Raw genomic sequence first — 18,621 nt, 5'->3', positions numbered from 1 at the left:
GCTGATTATAAAGAAGAAAATAAGACGTTTTGAAGAAAAGGAAAGGGGAAGGAGAAGCATTTTGTTAGATTAAATACCTTTTGATTTGGAGTATATCAGTAATTAATGTATCTTGGCAGGAAAATAAATATAATCATATAAATGGAAAAATACATTTTAGGGAGCGGCCTGCTCATGGCAGTTGGCGGAATGGCAACTGCGCAAAATAAAACGGAAGCTACAACACCAAACGAAATGCAGCCAAGCAAACCTCACATCATCCTGATTGTAGCCGACCAGCACCGGGGAGACGCTATGAACTGTATGGGAAACAATGCGGTAGTCACCCCTCATATGGATGAACTGGCACAAGACGGCACCCTCTTCATGAACGGTTATTCTTCCGCATCAAGCAGCACCCCGGCACGGGCGGGACTCCTTACCGGACTTTCCCCTTGGCATCATGGTATGCTGGGCTATGGCAGAGTAGGTAGTTGCTATCGCTACGAAATGCCTGCCATGATGAGAGAATTAGGATATTTCACTTTCGGTATCGGCAAGATGCACTGGTTTCCGCAGAAAGCCCTGCACGGTTTTCACAGCACATTGGTAGACGAAAGCGGACGGGTAGAAAGTGACGACTTCGTAAGCGACTACCGGCTGTGGTTTCAGACGCAGGCACCGGGAAAGAATCCGGACGCCACAGGTATCGGATGGAACGACCACGGAAGCGGTGTATATCGCCTGCCCGAAGCACTTCATCCCACAGCCTGGACCGGAAAAATGGCGCGTGAAATGATACAGAACTATGACAAGGCAAGCAATGAGCCACTCTTTCTGAAAGTTTCCTTTGCACGTCCGCACAGTCCGTACGACCCGCCGCAAAGGTTGATGGAGCAGTATGAAGGAAAAGATGTTCCAACGCCCGTTGTAGGAGAATGGTGCAAGGACAAGAAGTATGCAATGCCTCAGGATGTGGCAACGGCAAAGAAGGACGCCGCTTTCGGAAACTTCGGCGAGCAATATGCTAAGGAGCCACGCAGACACTACTACGCCAACGTGACATTCGTGGACGAAGAGATAGGAAAGATTATTAAATCCCTGAAAGAGAAAGGTATGTACGACAATGCACTCATCTGTTATGTTTCGGACCACGGGGATATGCTGGGCGACCATCATCACTGGCGCAAGACCTACCCGTATGAAGGTTCGGCACACGTGCCATATATCGTAAAATGGCCCGCCTCGTGTGGCTTTAAGAGAGGAAGCAAGGTGGCAGCACCGGTAGAGTTGAGAGATTTGCTGCCCACTTTCTTAGACATGGCAGGAAGCAAAGTGCCGGAAGATATGGACGGACGTTCGCTGGCAATGCTGATGCAAGACGAAAGCGACGGATGGCGCAAGTACATCGACCTGGAACATTCTACGTGTTACAGCCCCGACAATTATTGGTGTGCGCTGACCGATGGAAAAATCAAGTATATCTGGCGTTTTCATACGGGCGATGAAGAGTTGTTCGACTTGACTAAGGACCCGCAGGAATTGAGAAATGTGGCGAAGGAGAAAAAATATGCTGCAAAATTGCGTGAGATGCGCAGCGAAATGGTGAAGCATTTGGCTGAGCGCGGTGAAGAGTTTGTCAAGGACGGGCAGTTGCAAGTGCTGAAACGGACGGTACTTTACAGTCCGCTGTTTCCCGACAAGAACCCGGTAGATACAGGCATATAAATCTCTTTGATAGCAGTCGGGAGATATTCTATTCTGCTATTTTTTATTCAACATTAGATTGATATAAAGCAGTTCTGTGCTGCATGACCAATGGAGGGTGTCCGAAAAGGGTGCCCTCCATTTAGTTACTATTGTTCATCTTGGAGGTCATATTAATAAATATGCACATTAATATACCAAATGGACTTCCCTCCTACTCCACTTACTTTTTTCCGCCATAAATATCTTTTTCAATATATTTCCGTCGTTTACCCCAAACATAACCTTATTTTTTTCAGCACTCTTATTAGCGATAGGTACCGAAACAAATGGAAACAATCGTATCAAGCAATGGGAACGACCGTATCAAGCAATGGGAACGGTCGTGTCAAGCTATGGGCAAGACATTGACAACCCGCTTCGACGACTTTATATATCCTAACGAGAGAGAAGAATTATAAAAAAACTTTCTTGCGGGATTACTTAATATTGGAATAAAAAGCTAATTTTGCACGGTTTTAAAAAATTTATCTTAACCTGATATTATGTACAAAATTTTTCATGGCTTCCATTTAGTAGAAGCATACCAGGAATTGAAAAAGGCCAAACGACTGGCTAAGAATCAAACAGTAGCCCGATGCATCAAGCTGGCGGTAGCAATCATCATCTCTCTCATTCTGTGGTTCATGCCTATCGAAACATTCGGAATAGAAGGGCTGACGGTTATCGAACAAAGGTTGATTTCCATCTTCATTTTCGCCACACTCATGTGGGTATTCGAAGCAATCCCGGCGTGGACAACCTCCGTACTTATCGTAGTGCTGCTACTGCTTACCGTTTCGGACAGCAGTTTGTGGCTTTTCACAAAAGGGATTTCGGCAGAAACACTGGGACAGACTGTGAAATACAAATCAATCATGCACTGTTTTGCCGATCCTATCATCATGCTGTTCATTGGCGGATTTATCCTTGCCATCGCAGCAACCAAAAGCGGACTCGACGTATTGTTGGCACGCGTCATGTTGCGCCCGTTCGGAACACAATCGCGCTATGTACTGTTGGGATTCATCCTCGTTACGGCTGTATTTTCCATGTTCCTCAGCAACACTGCTACGGCTGCCATGATGCTCACCTTCCTTACTCCCGTATTGAAAGCACTGCCCGCCGACGGTAAAGGAAAAATCGGCCTTGCCATGGCTATTCCCGTAGCTGCCAACGTAGGCGGTATGGGAACTCCCATTGGCACACCGCCCAACGCCATCGCACTGAAATACCTGAACGATCCGGAAGGACTGAACCTGAACATCGGTTTCGGAGAATGGATGAGCTTCATGATGCCTTACACCATTATCGTATTGTTTATCGCATGGTTTATCCTCCTGCGCCTGTTCCCTTTCAAGCAGAAGACCATCGAGCTGAAAATTGAAGGAGAAGCCAAGAAAGACTGGCGTTCCATCGTAGTGTACATCACGTTTGCCGTTACGGTCGTACTGTGGATGTTCGACAAAGTGACGGGAGTGAACTCCAATGTAGTGGCAATGATTCCGGTAGCGGTGTTCTGCGTGACGGGAGTTATCACCAAACGCGACCTGGAAGAAATCAGTTGGAGTGTGCTGTGGATGGTAGCCGGCGGATTCGCCTTAGGTGTCGCCCTGCAAGAGACAGGACTTGCCAAGCATATGATTGAAGCGATTCCGTTCAACACATGGCCGCCCGTGCTGATGATAGTAGGTTCCGGACTGATTTGCTATGCTATGGCAAACTTCATCTCGCACACAGCTACCGCCGCCCTGCTCGTTCCCATCCTTGCCATTGCAGGAACCAGTATGCGCGAAAACCTCTATGCACTGGGTGGTGTAGAGACTTTATTAATCGGTGTGGCAATCGGTTCGTCGTTGGCAATGATATTGCCTATCAGTACTCCGCCCAATGCATTGGCACACGCCACAGGTATGATTGAGCAAAAGGATATGGAGAAGGTCGGTATCATCATGGGAATTATCGGACTGATTTTAGGATACAGTATGTTGATTATACTCGGCTCCAACAATCTGTTGTAACAATCTCCTTTTATAAGGAAAAGCAATAAAGAAAAGCCCTGCAAGAACCACCGATTCTTGCAGGGCTTTTTATCTGTTCATCCGTCTCCGCCTGGAGACAAGAGATGTCTACTCCTCGCTTTTGAGATTGGCTGCCGGAGAAGTTCCCGCCTGCTCACCCTCCGCATACTTACTCGGACTTACACCGTAATACTTCTTGAATACTTCACGGAAGTATTTCGCCTCCGAGAATCCTACCCTATCGGCAATCTCCGTTATTGTATAGTCGCCTTGTTTCAGCAATTGTGCGGCATATTGCAAACGTATCAGACGGATATAATCGGCAGGTGCATAACCGGTCAGTGCCTTGAGCTTGTTGAAGAAGCTGGTGCGGCTCATGTGATGCATACTGCTAAGTATTTCCACATTGAACTCCGAATCGCCCATGTTCTTCTCTATGCATTCCTTGACAGAGGTGATGAACTTCCAGTCTAAGGTATTCGTACAGTTGGTCGGGACATCCTGCTCTTCATCCTTGATGCTGTTATACACCTGGCGGAGCAAAGCACGGTTGGTAAGCATATTCTTAATCGTAGCCTTGAGTATTCCCACACTGAAAGGCTTGGTTATATAGGCGTCCGCTCCGATTTCCAGCCCTTCAAGCATATTTTTCTCATCTCCCAAAGCAGTGAGCAGAATGACCGGAATATGAGACATCTCAAGATTGCCCTTTATGGTAGCACAAAGTTCGTCGCCACTCATCTCGGGCATCATGATGTCGGATATGACGAGATCCGGATTGAATTCCCGTATAATGACAAGTGCTTCCTTTCCGTTCGGACAAGCCTGAATATTATAATTGGTATTGAACATATCCACAAGATAATTACGCAAATCATCGTTGTCCTCTACAATCAGGACACGTTGCAAGGAGTTGTTCTTCTGAGGAATCTCCGTCACCGGAAAATCTACGGTATCACCCGGTATGGCTGTCTCCGGACATTCATTCGGCATCTTGGGCGAAATGAATTTCGCTTTATGGAAATGGTTATTGCCTTTCGGGAAAACAATCCGCACACACGTTCCTTGCTGTTCTACGCTCTGAATCTGAATCTTCCCTTTATGCAACTTAACCAGCTTATATACGAGCATCAGCCCGATTCCGCTACCGGTCACTTTCAGATTGACCACATTGCTGCCACGGAAACAATTTCTGAACAGTTTCTTCTGTTCACTCAAAGGAATACCGATTCCAGTATCCTTTACCTCGATGCTCCATGTGTTTCCTTCGTCGCTGGCTGAAATGCATACGCTACCTCCTTCCGAAGTATATTTCAATGCATTCGACAAGATGTTCTTCAATATAGAGCCCATCTTCTCACTATCAAACCACACATTCAGATAATCAAAATTGCTTTCATAAACAAACCTGACGTGTTTCATTTCAGCATACTTGCGGAAGGTGCTACAGACGTCGTTCATATAAGTATTCAACTCGTACTCGGCAATATACAGCGTGGAAGAGTAGACATCTATCCGCTCAAAATTTATCAGGTTGGTAGTCAGTTGAAGCAATGTATTCACATTCTTAAGAGCCATATTCATATGGGGCAACGCCTGGTCGAACACCATGCCGTTCTCTACCACTTCCTCCAAAGGAGCCTTTATCAAAGTAAGCGGCGTACGTATGTCGTGGGCGGTATTGATGAAGAAACGTGTCTTTTCGTCCGATACCTTCTGCTGCTTATGCAGCATAATGACGCGGAAGATGATAACCATAACCAATATCAGCAGAAAGGCATATCCTGCCATCGCCCATTTGCTCGCCCACAACGGAGGGGTGATGACAATATGCAGACTTCTTGTCTCATAGGTCTTATACTTCTCTTCGTTGGAGATGGCACGAATCTGCAATGTATAACTTCCGGGCGGCAAATTGCGGACAAGAATTCGGTTGACCTGACTCGGACGGCTCCATTCTCTGTGATAACCGTCGATTTTCCATGAATAAAGGATATTGGAAGGATAGTCGTAATTGATGGATGCTACATCGAGAGAGAAAGTATTCTGCCCGTAAGGCAACTCCAAATGGTCAGTCTCATCAATGTCCTTTTCGAGAGGAGAGCCTTCGTCGCCCGGATAAACGGGATGATAGGCAATCATGAAGTCGCGCAACAACAGACGTGAATAACGTACCTCGGGTATCTGTATGTCCGTTGGAAACTTAATGGCACCGTCATTGCCGCCGAATACAAGCATATTCTTATTGTAAGTAGTGGCAGAACCAGAGTTAAAGTTCACACTCATCAATCCCTGTTCGCGTGTCCAGTTGCGGAAAGTACGGTCTTTTAATGAAAAAATCGTGATACCGTTCTCCGTACCCATCAGAAGATTGCCGTCCTGACGAGAAAGGATAGTATAAATATTGTCGGAAATCAGCGCACAGTTGTCTGTCCTGTACTGTTGAACAAATTCGTCTGTGTTGGTATCGTATATCAATAATCCGGCTCCCCGGGTACCGATATACAGGATGCCGTCTTCTCTTTGGTACAATGAACATATATAGGCAGACTCCACAGGCAGGTCGATATACTTGTAAACTCCGGATTTCTTGTCGAGCTGATAAAGTCCCATCCGCGTTCCAATCCACATCTGACGGGAGTTTTTTTCTAAAATGGTAGTAATGGAGTTTACTCCTGGATATAAACGCACATTTTTAGTTTCAAGATTAATACGTTTCAAATGGAAATATCCACCGGACCATATATCACCATTCGAATCTTTCTTTATATCAAAGATATACTGGTCGGGGCGTACTCCTGCCATAGCAGTAGGAGATATATAGTTGACTTTGAATCCATCCTTCTCTATCTTATAAATACCCGATGTAAAACCACCTGCCCATATCACTCCCGGAGAGACTTCGCACAAAGCCAGAAAGATGTGATTCTCGTTGTCGGGCACCGAATCAAAAGAGCTAAAGAAAGAACGCCATTCCTTTGTTTTGGTCTGATAGAAACTGATACCGTTGCTGGTGGCAAACCAAAGGTCGCCGTCACCGTCTTCTATCACATCGTGCACCTGGTCGTTCACCAACGAGCGGTGGTTACCCATCGAGTGCTTAATCAAATCATAGCTTCCATAACGGTTATTACGGATAGTGATACCCGTAGGATAATTGGCAAGCCAAATGCGCTCTTCTTCGTCTACATAGATATCATTGATATTGTTTCCGTTCATACCGTTGTAGCTGTTGTAATCTGCTATGATATAAGGCTCGCTCATGCAGGTATTCACATCCAGTTTGTACACCCCTTTTCCACCTGTTGCTACTAAAAGTTCGTGACTGTTCAAAGCTGTGATACGGTTGATTTCCACATTGTTCGGAGAAGAACAAGAACCGACTTGTTTTCCTTCTTTCATGTCGCAAATAAGCACTCCTTCTTTATACGTTCCCACAAACATCTTCTTGGAAAAAGCATGGTAATAAAGGTCATGAACCGGTGTATTGATACTATCCATTACCGAATCAGGAATCCGCTTCAAATACTTCTCTTCTACCCTAACATGAGCCACCCCGTTCCCTGTGCCGATAAAAAAATGAGCGTTATCCATCTGTTCGATAGTAACAATCTCGTCAGCAACCGGTGCTGACATATGCGATACCTTTCCCGAATGGGTGTCGTACCAGGTAATACTGTCCTTACGACACAACCAAATGCGGCTATTCTTATCCAAATAACCATAATTTAAGAGTGCTTGCGATTTGTTTTTGATTAATTCCGGATGTACATAAACCAGTTCAAATTTATCATGTTGAGAATCATATTTAAAGATACGCCCCTTTTGACCGATTACCCATAATACGTTGTCTCTGTCCATATAGACCCATTTCAAGGCAATCCGCGAATCAAGTTTCATACTTTCATCGGAAAAACTATAATGTTTGATGTATTTTCCGTCATAACGGTCTATCCCTTCCTGATTTAAGAACCACATATATCCCCGCCAATCTTTCTGAATGCGATATATTTTCTGGTTGTTCAAACCGTCTCCTAATCCGATGTATTTATAAATCTGCCCTCTACTTACAGTACTGGCAACGAGAAGGATTGTTAACAATAAAAATCTTCTTATTCTTACAAAGTAGTTCATGTCTTCCACTAATATTCAAAAGTATCCAGCAAAAATATGAAAAAAATAAATAAACCGCAACGAATTATACAGTTTCTGACTTCTTTACTTGATAGAACAAAGTTGTTTCGACACCCAAAGCGCAAAAACAGCGCTCCGGGTGTCCGAACTCTATAAACTTATTTCATCTTATATATCAGCGTTCCGCCTTTTACAATATCTTCATGCGAAATTGTTTTTTCCGTATACGGTTCGCCGTTCAATGTAATACTGTCCACATATTTATGTGCTTCCGACAGATTCTCTGCAATAATCGAAAATGTCTTTCCGTCCGCCAAATGCAAAGTCATCTTCGGCAGTTGCGGAGCACCGAATACGTATTCAGCACTCACGGGATCTACCGGATAAAAGCCCATCGCGCTAAGCATATACCAAGCAGACATCTGCCCGCAATCGTCGTTTCCGCACAATCCGTCGGGTTCGTTCCTGTATTGAGTATCAAAGATTTCACGAACCAACTCTTGCGTACGTTCCGGACGACCTGCCAACGCATACAAATAAGTAACATGGTGGCTCGGTTCGTTGCCATGCGCATACTGGCCTATCAAGCCCGTTACATCCGCCAGGCTTTCGCCTTCGAGTTTCAGTGTAAACAAAGAATCCAACTTATTCAAGAAAGGTTCTTCGCCGCCAAACAGACCGATTAATCCCGGCACATCATGCTGTACATGCCAAGTGTACTGCCATGCATTTCCTTCGGTATAGTCGCCGCCAATGCTCTCCGAATGTCCCAGTGCACTGGGATTGAATGGAGCCTTCCAAGTGCCATCGGATTTGCGCGGACGCATAAACTGAGTTTCCGAATCGAAAAGGTTCTTATAATAGTCTGCACGTTTGGCGAAATAAGCAGCCTCTTCCTCTTTTCCCATACGGCGTGCCATATCGGCAGCAGCATAATCATCGTAGACTGATTCAAGTGTCGAAGAAACCGATTCGGCTTTTATCAAATCTGTCGGGAAATATCCGTATTTTGTATAAACTTCCCAGTTAGACTTCAACGGATGGGATACTGTCTGAGTTTTCTTTATCATTTCGAAAGCACGTTCGGCGTCAAAACCGCGGAATCCTTTACGGTAGGCCTCAGCAATAACCGATACACCATGATTGCCAATCATACAGTAATTTTCTTTTCCCCACAATGCCCAAATAGGCAGGAAACCCTGTACTTCACCTTGTTCTATCAATGAATTTACAAAATCATCCACACGCTCGGGAATTACTAATGTATAGAACGGGTGAGCGGCACGATAAGTATCCCACAAAGAGAAGGTGGAATAAAAAGTTCCAGTTCCGGCTTTTACTATGGAATCGGCAGCGTTACGGTACATTCCGTCTACATCTGAAATCTGATTCGGTTGAATCAATGCATGATAGAAGCTGGTGTAGAAACTGGTCTTTTCATCATCAGTGCCTTCTATTTCGATACGGCTCAGGTAATTGTTCCATTCATCATGTGCGGCAGTCCTCACTCCGTCAAAGTCCCATGCGGGAATTTCAGCTTCCAGATTCTTCTTTGCGCCGTCCACGCCGGTTGTAGAAAGGGCTACTTTCATCATCAGTTCCTCACCCGGTTTCATATCGAAAGTAGCGATAATACGTTTTCCCTTTTCTGTTTCGCCCATCGGAAGGTAGAGGGAATCTATCACAGGACGGTTGAACTTCATCACAAAATAGTAATCCTGCTTCACCCATACGGTATTTCTGACATGACCGGTCAATGTCTGTGCATCTTCCCAATCCACCTCGCAACTGTTCACTTGTGAATGATATTGTTCTTCTCTCCATGCAGGCCCATGTTGCAAGTCAATCAATACAGAAGCCGAATCGGCTTTGTGATAAGTATAACGGTGCAAAGCCGAATGAACAGATGCGGTCAGTTCTGCTTTCACCTGGGCGTCGGAAAGTTCAACCGTATAATATCCCGGAACAGCGGATTCTTTTTCTTTTGAGAAATGACTGCGATAGGCATCCCATGCACGGGTACGTGTACCTGTTACCGGCATCACCAGAATATCACCCAAATCCATACATCCCGTCCCGTTTAGGTGAGTCTGAGTGAATCCCCAAATCAACGTGTCCTGATAAATATATTCAGAGCAGTATCTCCAACCGACAGCACCGGTCACGGGACTGGTCTGTATCATTCCGAAAGGATAACACGCTCCCGGAAAGGTGTGTCCGTTATCAGCAGCACCTATAAAAGTATTAACATATTGGGTATAATCCTGTGTTTCCATTTTTTCTGTCGGAGCACAGGAAGAATAAAAAAACAATCCTGCTAAAGCAGCAGTCAATAAAGGAGTTTTTCTTTTCATGTAAATATAGTGTTAAATTAATGTCGCACTACAAGGCCATTCTTTTCATACATCTACAAACATATGTGCCACAAAATTAAAGTTTTCTCTCCATTTAAGACGATTATATACTAACAAATATACTTAAATCTTAAACGAAAGAAGTACGGATTTATACAGATTGATTGTGATAAAACAAAAAATCGTACGACTTATTGAATAAATATCAACTCTATTATTTATCTTTGTTAGCTTAATAACCAAGTTGGAGTAAAAAACAATAAGTACAATGAAAGATTTCTTGAAATTCACACTTGCCACAATGACTGGTATCATTTTGTCAAGTATTGTAATATTTATTATCAGTATGGTAACGCTGTTCGGCGTCATGTCTGCTTCGGATACAGAGATAATAGTAAAAAAGAATTCTGTAATGATGCTTGATTTGAACGGTACGTTAGTGGAGCGTACACAAGAAAACCCGTTAGGTATTTTATCACAGTTATTAGGTGACGAATCCAACATATATGGACTGGATGATATTCTTTCGTCTATCAAGAAAGCCAAAGAGAATGAAAATATCAAAGGAATTTATTTGCAGGTCGGTTCATTAGGCGCATCCTACGCTTCTTTGCAGGAAATTCGTAATGCGTTACTTAATTTTAAGGAAAGCGGAAAATTCATCATTGCCTACGGTGACTCTTATACACAGGGGCTTTATTATCTTTCCAGCGCAGCCGACAAAGTACTGCTTAATCCCAAAGGCATGATCGAATGGCGTGGCATCGCCTCTGCTCCTCTTTTTTATAAGGATTTACTTCAAAGAATCGGTGTAGAGATGCAAGTATTCAAAGTTGGTACTTACAAATCGGCTGTCGAACCATTCATCGCTACCGAAATGAGTCCCGCCAACCGTGAACAGGTGACAGTTTTCATCAACTCTATTTGGAGACAAGTAACGGAAGGAGTAGCTGCCAGTCGCAACCTTCCGGTCGATTCTCTCAATACTTATGCAGACCGTATGTTAATGTTCTATCCAGCAGAAGAAAGCATAAAATGTGGATTGGCAGATACTCTGATTTATCGCAACGACGTACGCAACTATCTCAAAAAAATGGTGGAAATAGACAAAGACAGCCATCTCCCGATATTAGGACTGGCAGATATGGTGAATGTGAAAAAAAATATTCCCAAAGATAAAAGCGGTAATATCGTAGCTGTTTACTATGCATCCGGTGAAATTACAGATTATCCCAGTTCTTCTGCTTCTGAAGAAGCTATTGTAGGTCCTAAAGTCATTCGTGATTTACGCAAATTGCAGGAGAATGACGATGTAAAAGCTGTTGTGCTCCGTGTCAACTCTCCGGGAGGAAGTGCTTTTGCTTCGGAACAAATCTGGTATGCAGTCAAAGAATTAAAAGCTAAAAAGCCCGTTATCGTTTCTATGGGCGACTATGCTGCATCTGGTGGTTATTATATCTCTTGTGTAGCCGATACGATTGTCGCAGAACCCACAACATTGACCGGCTCTATCGGCATTTTCGGAATGGTTCCGAATGTCAAAGAATTAACAGAGAAAATCGGTCTGACATATGATGTGGTTAAAACCAATAAATATTCAGACTTTGGAAATATGATGCGTCCCTTCAATGAAGATGAGAAATCATTGTTACAGATGATGATAAGTCAAGGGTATGACACATTTGTGAGCAGATGTGCCGAAGGACGCCATACGACAAAGGAAGACATCGGAAAGATTGCCGAAGGACGTGTGTGGACCGGTGAGACAGCCAAAGAGCTGGGACTGGTAGACGAACTTGGAGGTATTGACAAAGCATTGGATATTGCCGTAGCCAAAGCAGGTATTGAAGGATATACAGTAGTATCTTATCCCAACAAGCAAGATTTCCTGTCTTCCCTCTTCAACATTAAACCGACTAATTATGTAGAATCACAACTTCTGAAAAGCAAATTAGGTGAGTATTATCAACAATTCGGCTTACTGAAGAATTTGAAGGAACAATCCATGATTCAAGCACGTATCCCATTCGAACTGAATATTAAATAAACCGTACTGTATGAACGAACACTTTTTCAAAATACATAAATGGCTGTATCCTGTTTCGTGGCTATACGGAGTAGTGGTAATAATAAGGAATAAACTCTTTGACTGGGGAGTATTCCAGTCGAAGAGTTTCAATGTTCCTATTATAAGTGTAGGAAATCTGACTGTAGGCGGAACTGGTAAAACTCCTCATACAGAGTATTTGATAAAGTTATTGTACGATAAATATCAGGTAGCTGTACTAAGCCGAGGATATAAAAGACGTACAAAAGGTTATGTACTCGCCAACCCTCAAAGTACTGTCAAGACGATTGGTGACGAACCTTATCAGATGTACACCAAATTCCCATCCGTCACGTTGGCTGTCGACGAAAACCGTTGTCATGGAATTGAAAAACTGCTTGCCTTGAAAGAACCCACAATAGATATTGTTCTGTTGGATGACGCTTTCCAGCATCGCTATGTCAAACCGGGACTTAGTATTCTACTGACAGACTATCACCGACTTTTTTGTGACGATACATTGCTTCCGGCAGGACGTTTACGCGAACCTATCAGTGGTAAGAACCGGGCACAAATCGTTATTGTCACCAAATGTCCTCAAGACATCAAGCCAATTGATTACAATATCATTATCAAACGTTTAAATCTTTATCCGTACCAACAGTTATTCTTCTCATCGTTCCGTTATGGGAATCTGCAACCTGTATTTCAGCAAAAAATCAGAAGAACTGCTACAAATACAGTTTCGGTAAACAAAGAAATTCCCCTAACTTCACTGACAGATACAGAGGTATTGTTAGTAACCGGTATTGCATCTCCTGCTCCCATCCTGGAAAGGTTGGAAGGTTATGCCAAACAAACAGAAACATTGTCTTTCAGCGACCACCATGATTTCACCCACAAAGATATGCAACAGATAAAGGAACGATTCAAACGGTTATCAGATAAAAACCGGCTGATAATCACCACCGAGAAGGACGCGACACGCCTGGTCAACCATCCGGAACTGGACGAGGCACTGAAACCATTTGTCTATGCCTTACCTATTGAAATAGAGATATTACAAAATCAACAAGATAAATTTAACCAACATATTACTGACTATGTTAGAGAAAATACAAGAAACCGCAGCTTATCTTAAAGAGAAAATGCACACAAGTCCCGAAACTGCTATTATCCTCGGCACCGGACTTGGCAGTTTAGCAAACGAAATCACCGAGAAGTATGAAATAAACTATTCGGACATCCCGAACTTTCCGGTTTCTACAGTCGAAGGCCATAGTGGCAAGCTGATTTTCGGCAAATTAGGCAATAAGGATATTATGGCTATGCAAGGTCGTTTCCACTACTACGAAGGTTATTCGATGAAAGAGGTAACTTTCCCAATACGTGTTATGCGCGAATTGGGTATCAAGACATTATTTGTATCCAATGCCAGTGGTGGCACAAATGCAGATTTTGAAATCGGCGACCTGATGATTATCACCGACCACATCAACTACTTTCCCGAACATCCGCTTCGTGGGAAAAATATACCTTATGGTCCCCGTTTCCCGGATATGAGTGAAGCATACAGCAAAGAGCTAATTCGCAAAGCGGACGAAATAGCCGAAGAAAAAGGAATCAAAGTACAACACGGAGTTTATATCGGTACTCAAGGACCTACCTTCGAAACTCCTGCCGAATATAAACTGTTTCATATCTTAGGTGCTGACGCCGTAGGTATGTCTACCGTTCCTGAAGTGATTGTTGCCAACCATTGCGGAATTAAAGTTTTTGGCATTTCCGTTATCACGGATTTAGGAGTGGAAGGAAAAATCGTGGAAGTAACACACGAAGAAGTACAGAAAGCAGCTGACGCCGCCCAACCCAAAATGACAACTATCATGCGCGAACTTATCAACCGTGCCTAAATATTAAACCCGATTTATGAGAACAGAAATAGCTACTCTCGGTGAATTCGGTCTGATTGATCGTCTCACCGAGGGAATCAAATTAGAAAACGAATCCAGTAAATACGGAGTAGGTGATGATGCTGCTGTCCTCTCCTATCCCACCGAGAAACAGATATTGGTGACTACAGACTTACTTATGGAAGGTGTACATTTCGATCTGACATATGTTCCCTTAAAACACTTGGGATACAAGTCCGCTATCGTCAACTTCTCCGATATATACGCCATGAACGGCACTCCCAAACAAATAACAGTATCTCTCGGACTATCCAAACGTTTCAGCGTGGAAGATATGGACAAGCTATATGCAGGTATCCGCTTGGCTTGCCAACAATACAATGTAGATATCGTAGGTGGCGATACAACCTCTTCCCTCACTGGACTTACCGTCAGCATCACTTGTATTGGAGAAGTCGACAAAAATAGAGTAGTTTACCGTAACGGTGCTAAAGACACAGACTTAATTTGTGTAAGCGGAGACTTGGGAGCCGCCTATATGGGATTACAACTTCTCGAACGTGAAAAAACTATATTAAAAGGTGAAACTGATATCCAACCTGATTTTTCTGGCAAAGAATACTTATTGGAACGCCAACTGAAACCGGAAGCACGCAAAGATATCATCGAAAAACTTGCAGCCGCCGACATCCTTCCGACATCCATGATGGATATCTCCGATGGGCTATCCTCGGAATTAATACATATCTGCAAACAAAGCAACACCGGTTGCCGTGTGTACGAGGAACATATCCCCATCGACTATCAAACCGCTGTCATGGCAGAAGAATTCAATATGAACCTTACAACTTGTGCCATGAACGGTGGCGAAGACTATGAACTTCTTTTCACCGTTTCTATCGCCGACCATGAGAAAGTATCACAAATAGAAGGTGTCCGCCTTATCGGCCATATCACCAAGCCAGAATTAGGTTGTGCTTTGATAACCCGCGACGGACAAGAATTCGAAATGAAAGCGCAAGGATGGAATCCTTTAAAGGAAGATAAATAAAATATTCTGTTTTAGCCCAAATCATATAACACTGATAATAAAGGAACTAACTTTTTATCAGTGTTTTTTATTCACAAATAGCTTGCAAAATCCAAAAGTTTCACTACCTTTGCAATTGAAAAAGAGAAACTATACAAGTAAAAGGTGCCATAGCTCAGTTGGTAGAGCAAAGGACTGAAAATCCTTGTGTCCCCGGTTCGATTCCTGGTGGCACCACCTGTAAAATCGCTAAGTAGTTAAATATCAACTACTTAGCGATTTTTCTTTCACTCAAATTTTGCCGAGTTCCCTATAAAGTTACCTATGACATACACGTTTGAACGGTACTGAAACGAGGTTGACGCAACTGACTGAACGAAAAATAAATCTTTTCACATTTTTTAATAAAGTCGGATGCGTGAACCATTCAACCGCCTTATTGGTTTTGTAAATCGTGGGTCAATGAAGGCCTACCGTTTACATCACAAATTTAATGAAAATTCAACCCCGTACTATCAAGCACGAGAAATTTAAGGAAATGGTCAAGGTGTGGCTTGACACTCACCGCGAAGAATACTGCGCTTTTGCCGAGGAGGTGAGCAAGCGCGACCGTTCAGGTTTTCAACGGATATTTCAATACGCACAGTTTGCCGCTCCCGGATTTGCCGGTATGGTAACGGCAAAGATGTCGGAAAAAGACCCGAAGGATTTGGATTCAATAGAGGTATTCTTGAAAGATGCTGATATTGCCTCCACTCTTGTAAATGAATTCCAGTCGCAGGAGCCTGATTCAATTGTTCCGGCAATGCTGGCATGGATGTATTTCGGCAACAGTTGGGAAATGATGGTAGCATATAATGAGGAAATGATACAGGACAAGGAGACCAGCTTCGTTGACCGTATCAAAGCCCGCTTTATGATATTTGTTACAATCAAGATGAGTATAGCCAACGGGCATCGCACAAAGGAAGATTGGCGGGAGTTCAGGAAGATTCAAAAGTCTATGGGGAGTGCCGTGCCTGTTACAGATTCGGCAATCGCCGAGTTTGACGCAGAGGAATCAGCAGCCACAGCGCACAGCACAGATGCTGAAACGACCGATGAAAAGAAAGAACCGATGAAGAGGGGCCGGAAGAAAGTCCGTGAAACCCTCGACAACCTCATTCCCGACAACACTGACCGCATCAAGGGCAAAATATCGGAGTTCCTGAAACTCCGGTCGAGCGGCAATGACCTCGCCATGCTGTATATCTATCTTCACGAAGATTCGCACATACGCAGTTGCGACATCTCTACATTCCACGATGCCCTGTCGGAACATTATCCCGAACACAAGTTTGTCGGACTGCGCGGAGTGCAGAAAGCCCATCAGCAGCTCACCACTCCGATGATGGGAGGAAAGCGCATGATTGATATGGGACAGGATAAAAAGAATCTCGACAATATCAGAAATCATTTTGAGGCGGCATAACGCCGAAATTTTATCATACTGAAGCCATCTGACCGCTTGCGGCCGGGTGGCTTTTTTCGTTTGTATCCACTTTGATTTTTCTCTATTCAGTTCGTTTAATTCGTTTAATTGCGTCAACGAAATTAAACGAATATAATTATCTAAAACACAGCGTTATAGCTATTGCAAAGCGGGCATTTGCCTATTATATTTGCATCGCCGTTTCAGACGGAACGGTGGCTAATCGGTTTCTAACGTCGCCAAAATCGCTTAGCCTCTATAACAATCCGGCGACATAGTATTTGCCTATGACAAATCTTTTAGAGTTAATCAACAGTGGTGTGACCGGCGTTACGCTCAATGTCAGACTTGAGGATCTCGTCGAGCTGGTACGACAGACAATCGAGGCTACCAAAGCCGAGCTTCTTCCCGCGATGGTCAGCGCGGCACAGGAGGTTCTGCTCACCAAGAAGGAGGTGATGGAGAAATTCGGCGTGTGCCACACCACCCTCTGGAACTGGAACCGCAACAATATCCTCATCCCGGTAAAAGTCGGGAAGAAGGTGTGCTACCGCCAAAGCGATGTGGAGCGTCTGATACTTGAAAAGGCAAGACAATGATGGACGCGCAGGAATTGAATCGGCTCTGGCAGTCATATCAGCTCAGAGTTACGGACGAGATTGTCAGAAGCCCGGAAGTTCTCTTTTGCAACGGTTCGGCAATCGGCACACTCGGCAACTTCTCGGCATCGACCGGAAAGGCGAAAAGCAAAAAGACATTCAACGTGAGTGCCATTCTTGCGGCTGCGCTCACCAACGGGGAGGTGTTGCGTTACATCGCCGAGTTTCCCGACGACAAACGCACAATCCTCTATTTCGACACTGAGCAAAGTCCGCACCACTGCCAGCGGGTGATGAAACGTGCGTTGCGCCTCGCCGGTCTCCCGGTTGATAGGCATCCTGAAAATCTGATATTCGCCCAGCTCCGCGCCCTTACGCCAGACCTTCGCCTTGAACTTATAGACAATGCTATCGCAAACACACCAAATGTCGGTCTGGTCATAATTGACGGAGTACGCGACCTGATGTTCGACATCAACAACGCCATTGAATCGTCAAGGCTTATCGGCAAACTGATGGAGTGGACTGACAAGTATCAGATACACATCCACACCGTCCTGCACCTCAACAAGAGCGATGATAACGTGCGCGGTCATGTCGGCACCGAACTCAACAACAAGGCGGAGACCGTTCTGCAAGTATGCAAAAGTACGACTGACAGTGAAGTTACCGAGGTGTCGGCATCATGTATCCGCTCAATGGATTTTCCGCCCTTTGCTTTCATCGTCAATGAATCCGGGCTTCCGGAGATAGCCGCCGATTACACCTTTGCCGGGAAATCAAAGGTTCAGACCTTCTCATACTCGGAGCTTACTCCCGAACAGCACCGTCAGGCTCTTGAAATGGCATTTGCCAATGGCGCGATAAAAGGTTGTCAGAACTGCGAGGACAGCATCAAGAGAGCCTATGCCGCCTGCGGGTTTCCATATGGCGACGGCAAAGTGACGAAACTGAAATCATTTCTCATGAACAAACGGATGGTAATCCGGGAAAACGGCACATACTCATACAACCCCGATTTTTATTACTGATTTAGTTCGGTTCAGTACGGGGTGTATATATGTGAGCTGAACCCGAACCAAATCCCCAACACATATTTTCGATATGCTCAAAGAGATTAAATCAATCCCTTTAGCCGCCTTCTTGTCCCGTCTCGGACACGAACCGGCGACGAGAAAAGGAACGAGGCTCTGGTATAAGTCACCGTTACGACAGGAACAGACGCCCTCGTTTAAGGTCGAGACAACGCTAAACTGCTGGTATGATTTCGGCATTGGCAAAGGCGGCAACATCATCGACTTGGCAGCCGAGTTGTATCAGTCAACCG

At 44.3% G+C, this 18,621-nt stretch carries 13 protein-coding genes and 1 tRNA gene; 12 read left to right on the top strand and 2 right to left on the bottom strand.

The genetic code is table 11. The annotated features are described in order from the left end of the window. Positions 1 to 189: 189 nt before the first annotated feature. The 3 genes from QZ331_RS12735 (at position 190) to QZ331_RS12725 (ending at position 3,746) form a co-directional block, all read left to right on the top strand. Positions 190 to 1,707 (top strand): arylsulfatase, encoded by a 1,518-nt coding sequence (locus QZ331_RS12735; protein ID WP_294630815.1) that lies wholly within the window; start codon positions 190 to 192, stop codon positions 1,705 to 1,707. Positions 1,708 to 2,015: 308 nt separating this feature from the next. Continuing rightward, the gene (locus QZ331_RS12730) at positions 2,016 to 2,147 is read left to right on the top strand and encodes a hypothetical protein (RefSeq protein ID WP_294630813.1); all 132 of its coding nucleotides are present in this window, start codon (positions 2,016 to 2,018) and stop codon (positions 2,145 to 2,147) included. Between the two features lie 84 nt (positions 2,148 to 2,231). Continuing rightward, positions 2,232 to 3,746, top strand: coding sequence for an SLC13 family permease (locus QZ331_RS12725; RefSeq protein ID WP_294630811.1), 1,515 nt, complete (start codon positions 2,232 to 2,234; stop codon positions 3,744 to 3,746). 108 nt (positions 3,747 to 3,854) lie between these two features. Here QZ331_RS12725 and QZ331_RS12720 read toward each other — a convergent pair whose 3' ends face one another. After that, positions 3,855 to 7,880, bottom strand: coding sequence for a hybrid sensor histidine kinase/response regulator transcription factor (locus QZ331_RS12720; RefSeq protein WP_294630809.1), 4,026 nt, complete (start codon positions 7,878 to 7,880; stop codon positions 3,855 to 3,857). Between the two features lie 158 nt (positions 7,881 to 8,038). Next, positions 8,039 to 10,234, bottom strand: coding sequence for a GH92 family glycosyl hydrolase (locus tag QZ331_RS12715; RefSeq protein WP_294630807.1), 2,196 nt, complete (start codon positions 10,232 to 10,234; stop codon positions 8,039 to 8,041). A 268-nt stretch (positions 10,235 to 10,502) separates the two neighbouring features. On the opposite strand from QZ331_RS12715, the gene sppA reads away from it, so the two are divergent. The 9 genes from sppA to QZ331_RS12670 form a co-directional block, all read left to right on the top strand. Next, positions 10,503 to 12,281, top strand: a complete 1,779-nt coding sequence (gene sppA, locus QZ331_RS12710; protein WP_294630805.1) for a signal peptide peptidase SppA — start codon at positions 10,503 to 10,505, stop codon at positions 12,279 to 12,281. 10 nt (positions 12,282 to 12,291) lie between these two features. Beyond that, positions 12,292 to 13,422: a tetraacyldisaccharide 4'-kinase gene (gene lpxK / locus QZ331_RS12705; protein ID WP_294630803.1), complete on the top strand. Its 1,131-nt coding sequence runs from the start codon at positions 12,292 to 12,294 to the stop codon at positions 13,420 to 13,422. Continuing rightward, positions 13,385 to 14,194 carry a purine-nucleoside phosphorylase gene (locus QZ331_RS12700; RefSeq protein ID WP_294630801.1) on the top strand — a complete coding sequence of 270 codons (810 nt, stop codon included), beginning with the start codon at positions 13,385 to 13,387 and terminating at the stop codon, positions 14,192 to 14,194. The genes lpxK and QZ331_RS12700 overlap by 38 nt, the downstream gene beginning before the upstream one ends. Positions 14,195 to 14,210: 16 nt before the next feature. Next, positions 14,211 to 15,245, top strand: a complete 1,035-nt coding sequence (thiL, locus tag QZ331_RS12695; RefSeq protein WP_294630799.1) for a thiamine-phosphate kinase — start codon at positions 14,211 to 14,213, stop codon at positions 15,243 to 15,245. A gap of 143 nt (positions 15,246 to 15,388) precedes the next feature. After that, positions 15,389 to 15,461, top strand: a tRNA-Phe gene (locus QZ331_RS12690). A 256-nt stretch (positions 15,462 to 15,717) separates the two neighbouring features. Beyond that, positions 15,718 to 16,695 carry a DUF6043 family protein gene (locus QZ331_RS12685; protein ID WP_294630796.1) on the top strand — a complete coding sequence of 326 codons (978 nt, stop codon included), beginning with the start codon at positions 15,718 to 15,720 and terminating at the stop codon, positions 16,693 to 16,695. A 413-nt stretch (positions 16,696 to 17,108) separates the two neighbouring features. After that, positions 17,109 to 17,294, top strand: coding sequence for a helix-turn-helix domain-containing protein (locus QZ331_RS12680; protein ID WP_294630794.1), 186 nt, complete (start codon positions 17,109 to 17,111; stop codon positions 17,292 to 17,294). After that, positions 17,291 to 18,325 carry an AAA family ATPase gene (locus tag QZ331_RS12675; RefSeq protein ID WP_294630792.1) on the top strand — a complete coding sequence of 345 codons (1,035 nt, stop codon included), beginning with the start codon at positions 17,291 to 17,293 and terminating at the stop codon, positions 18,323 to 18,325. The genes QZ331_RS12680 and QZ331_RS12675 overlap by 4 nt, the downstream gene beginning before the upstream one ends. Positions 18,326 to 18,398: 73 nt before the next feature. Next, on the top strand, positions 18,399 to 18,621 hold a 223-nt coding region (locus QZ331_RS12670), incomplete at its 3' end, for a CHC2 zinc finger domain-containing protein (RefSeq protein ID WP_294630790.1).

This window comes from uncultured Bacteroides sp. (assembly GCF_910586915.1).
Classification (GTDB): Bacteria; Bacteroidota; Bacteroidia; order Bacteroidales; family Bacteroidaceae; genus Bacteroides.
Note: the sequence above shows the minus strand (reverse complement) of the source record. Positions and strands in the feature narration are given on the sequence as shown.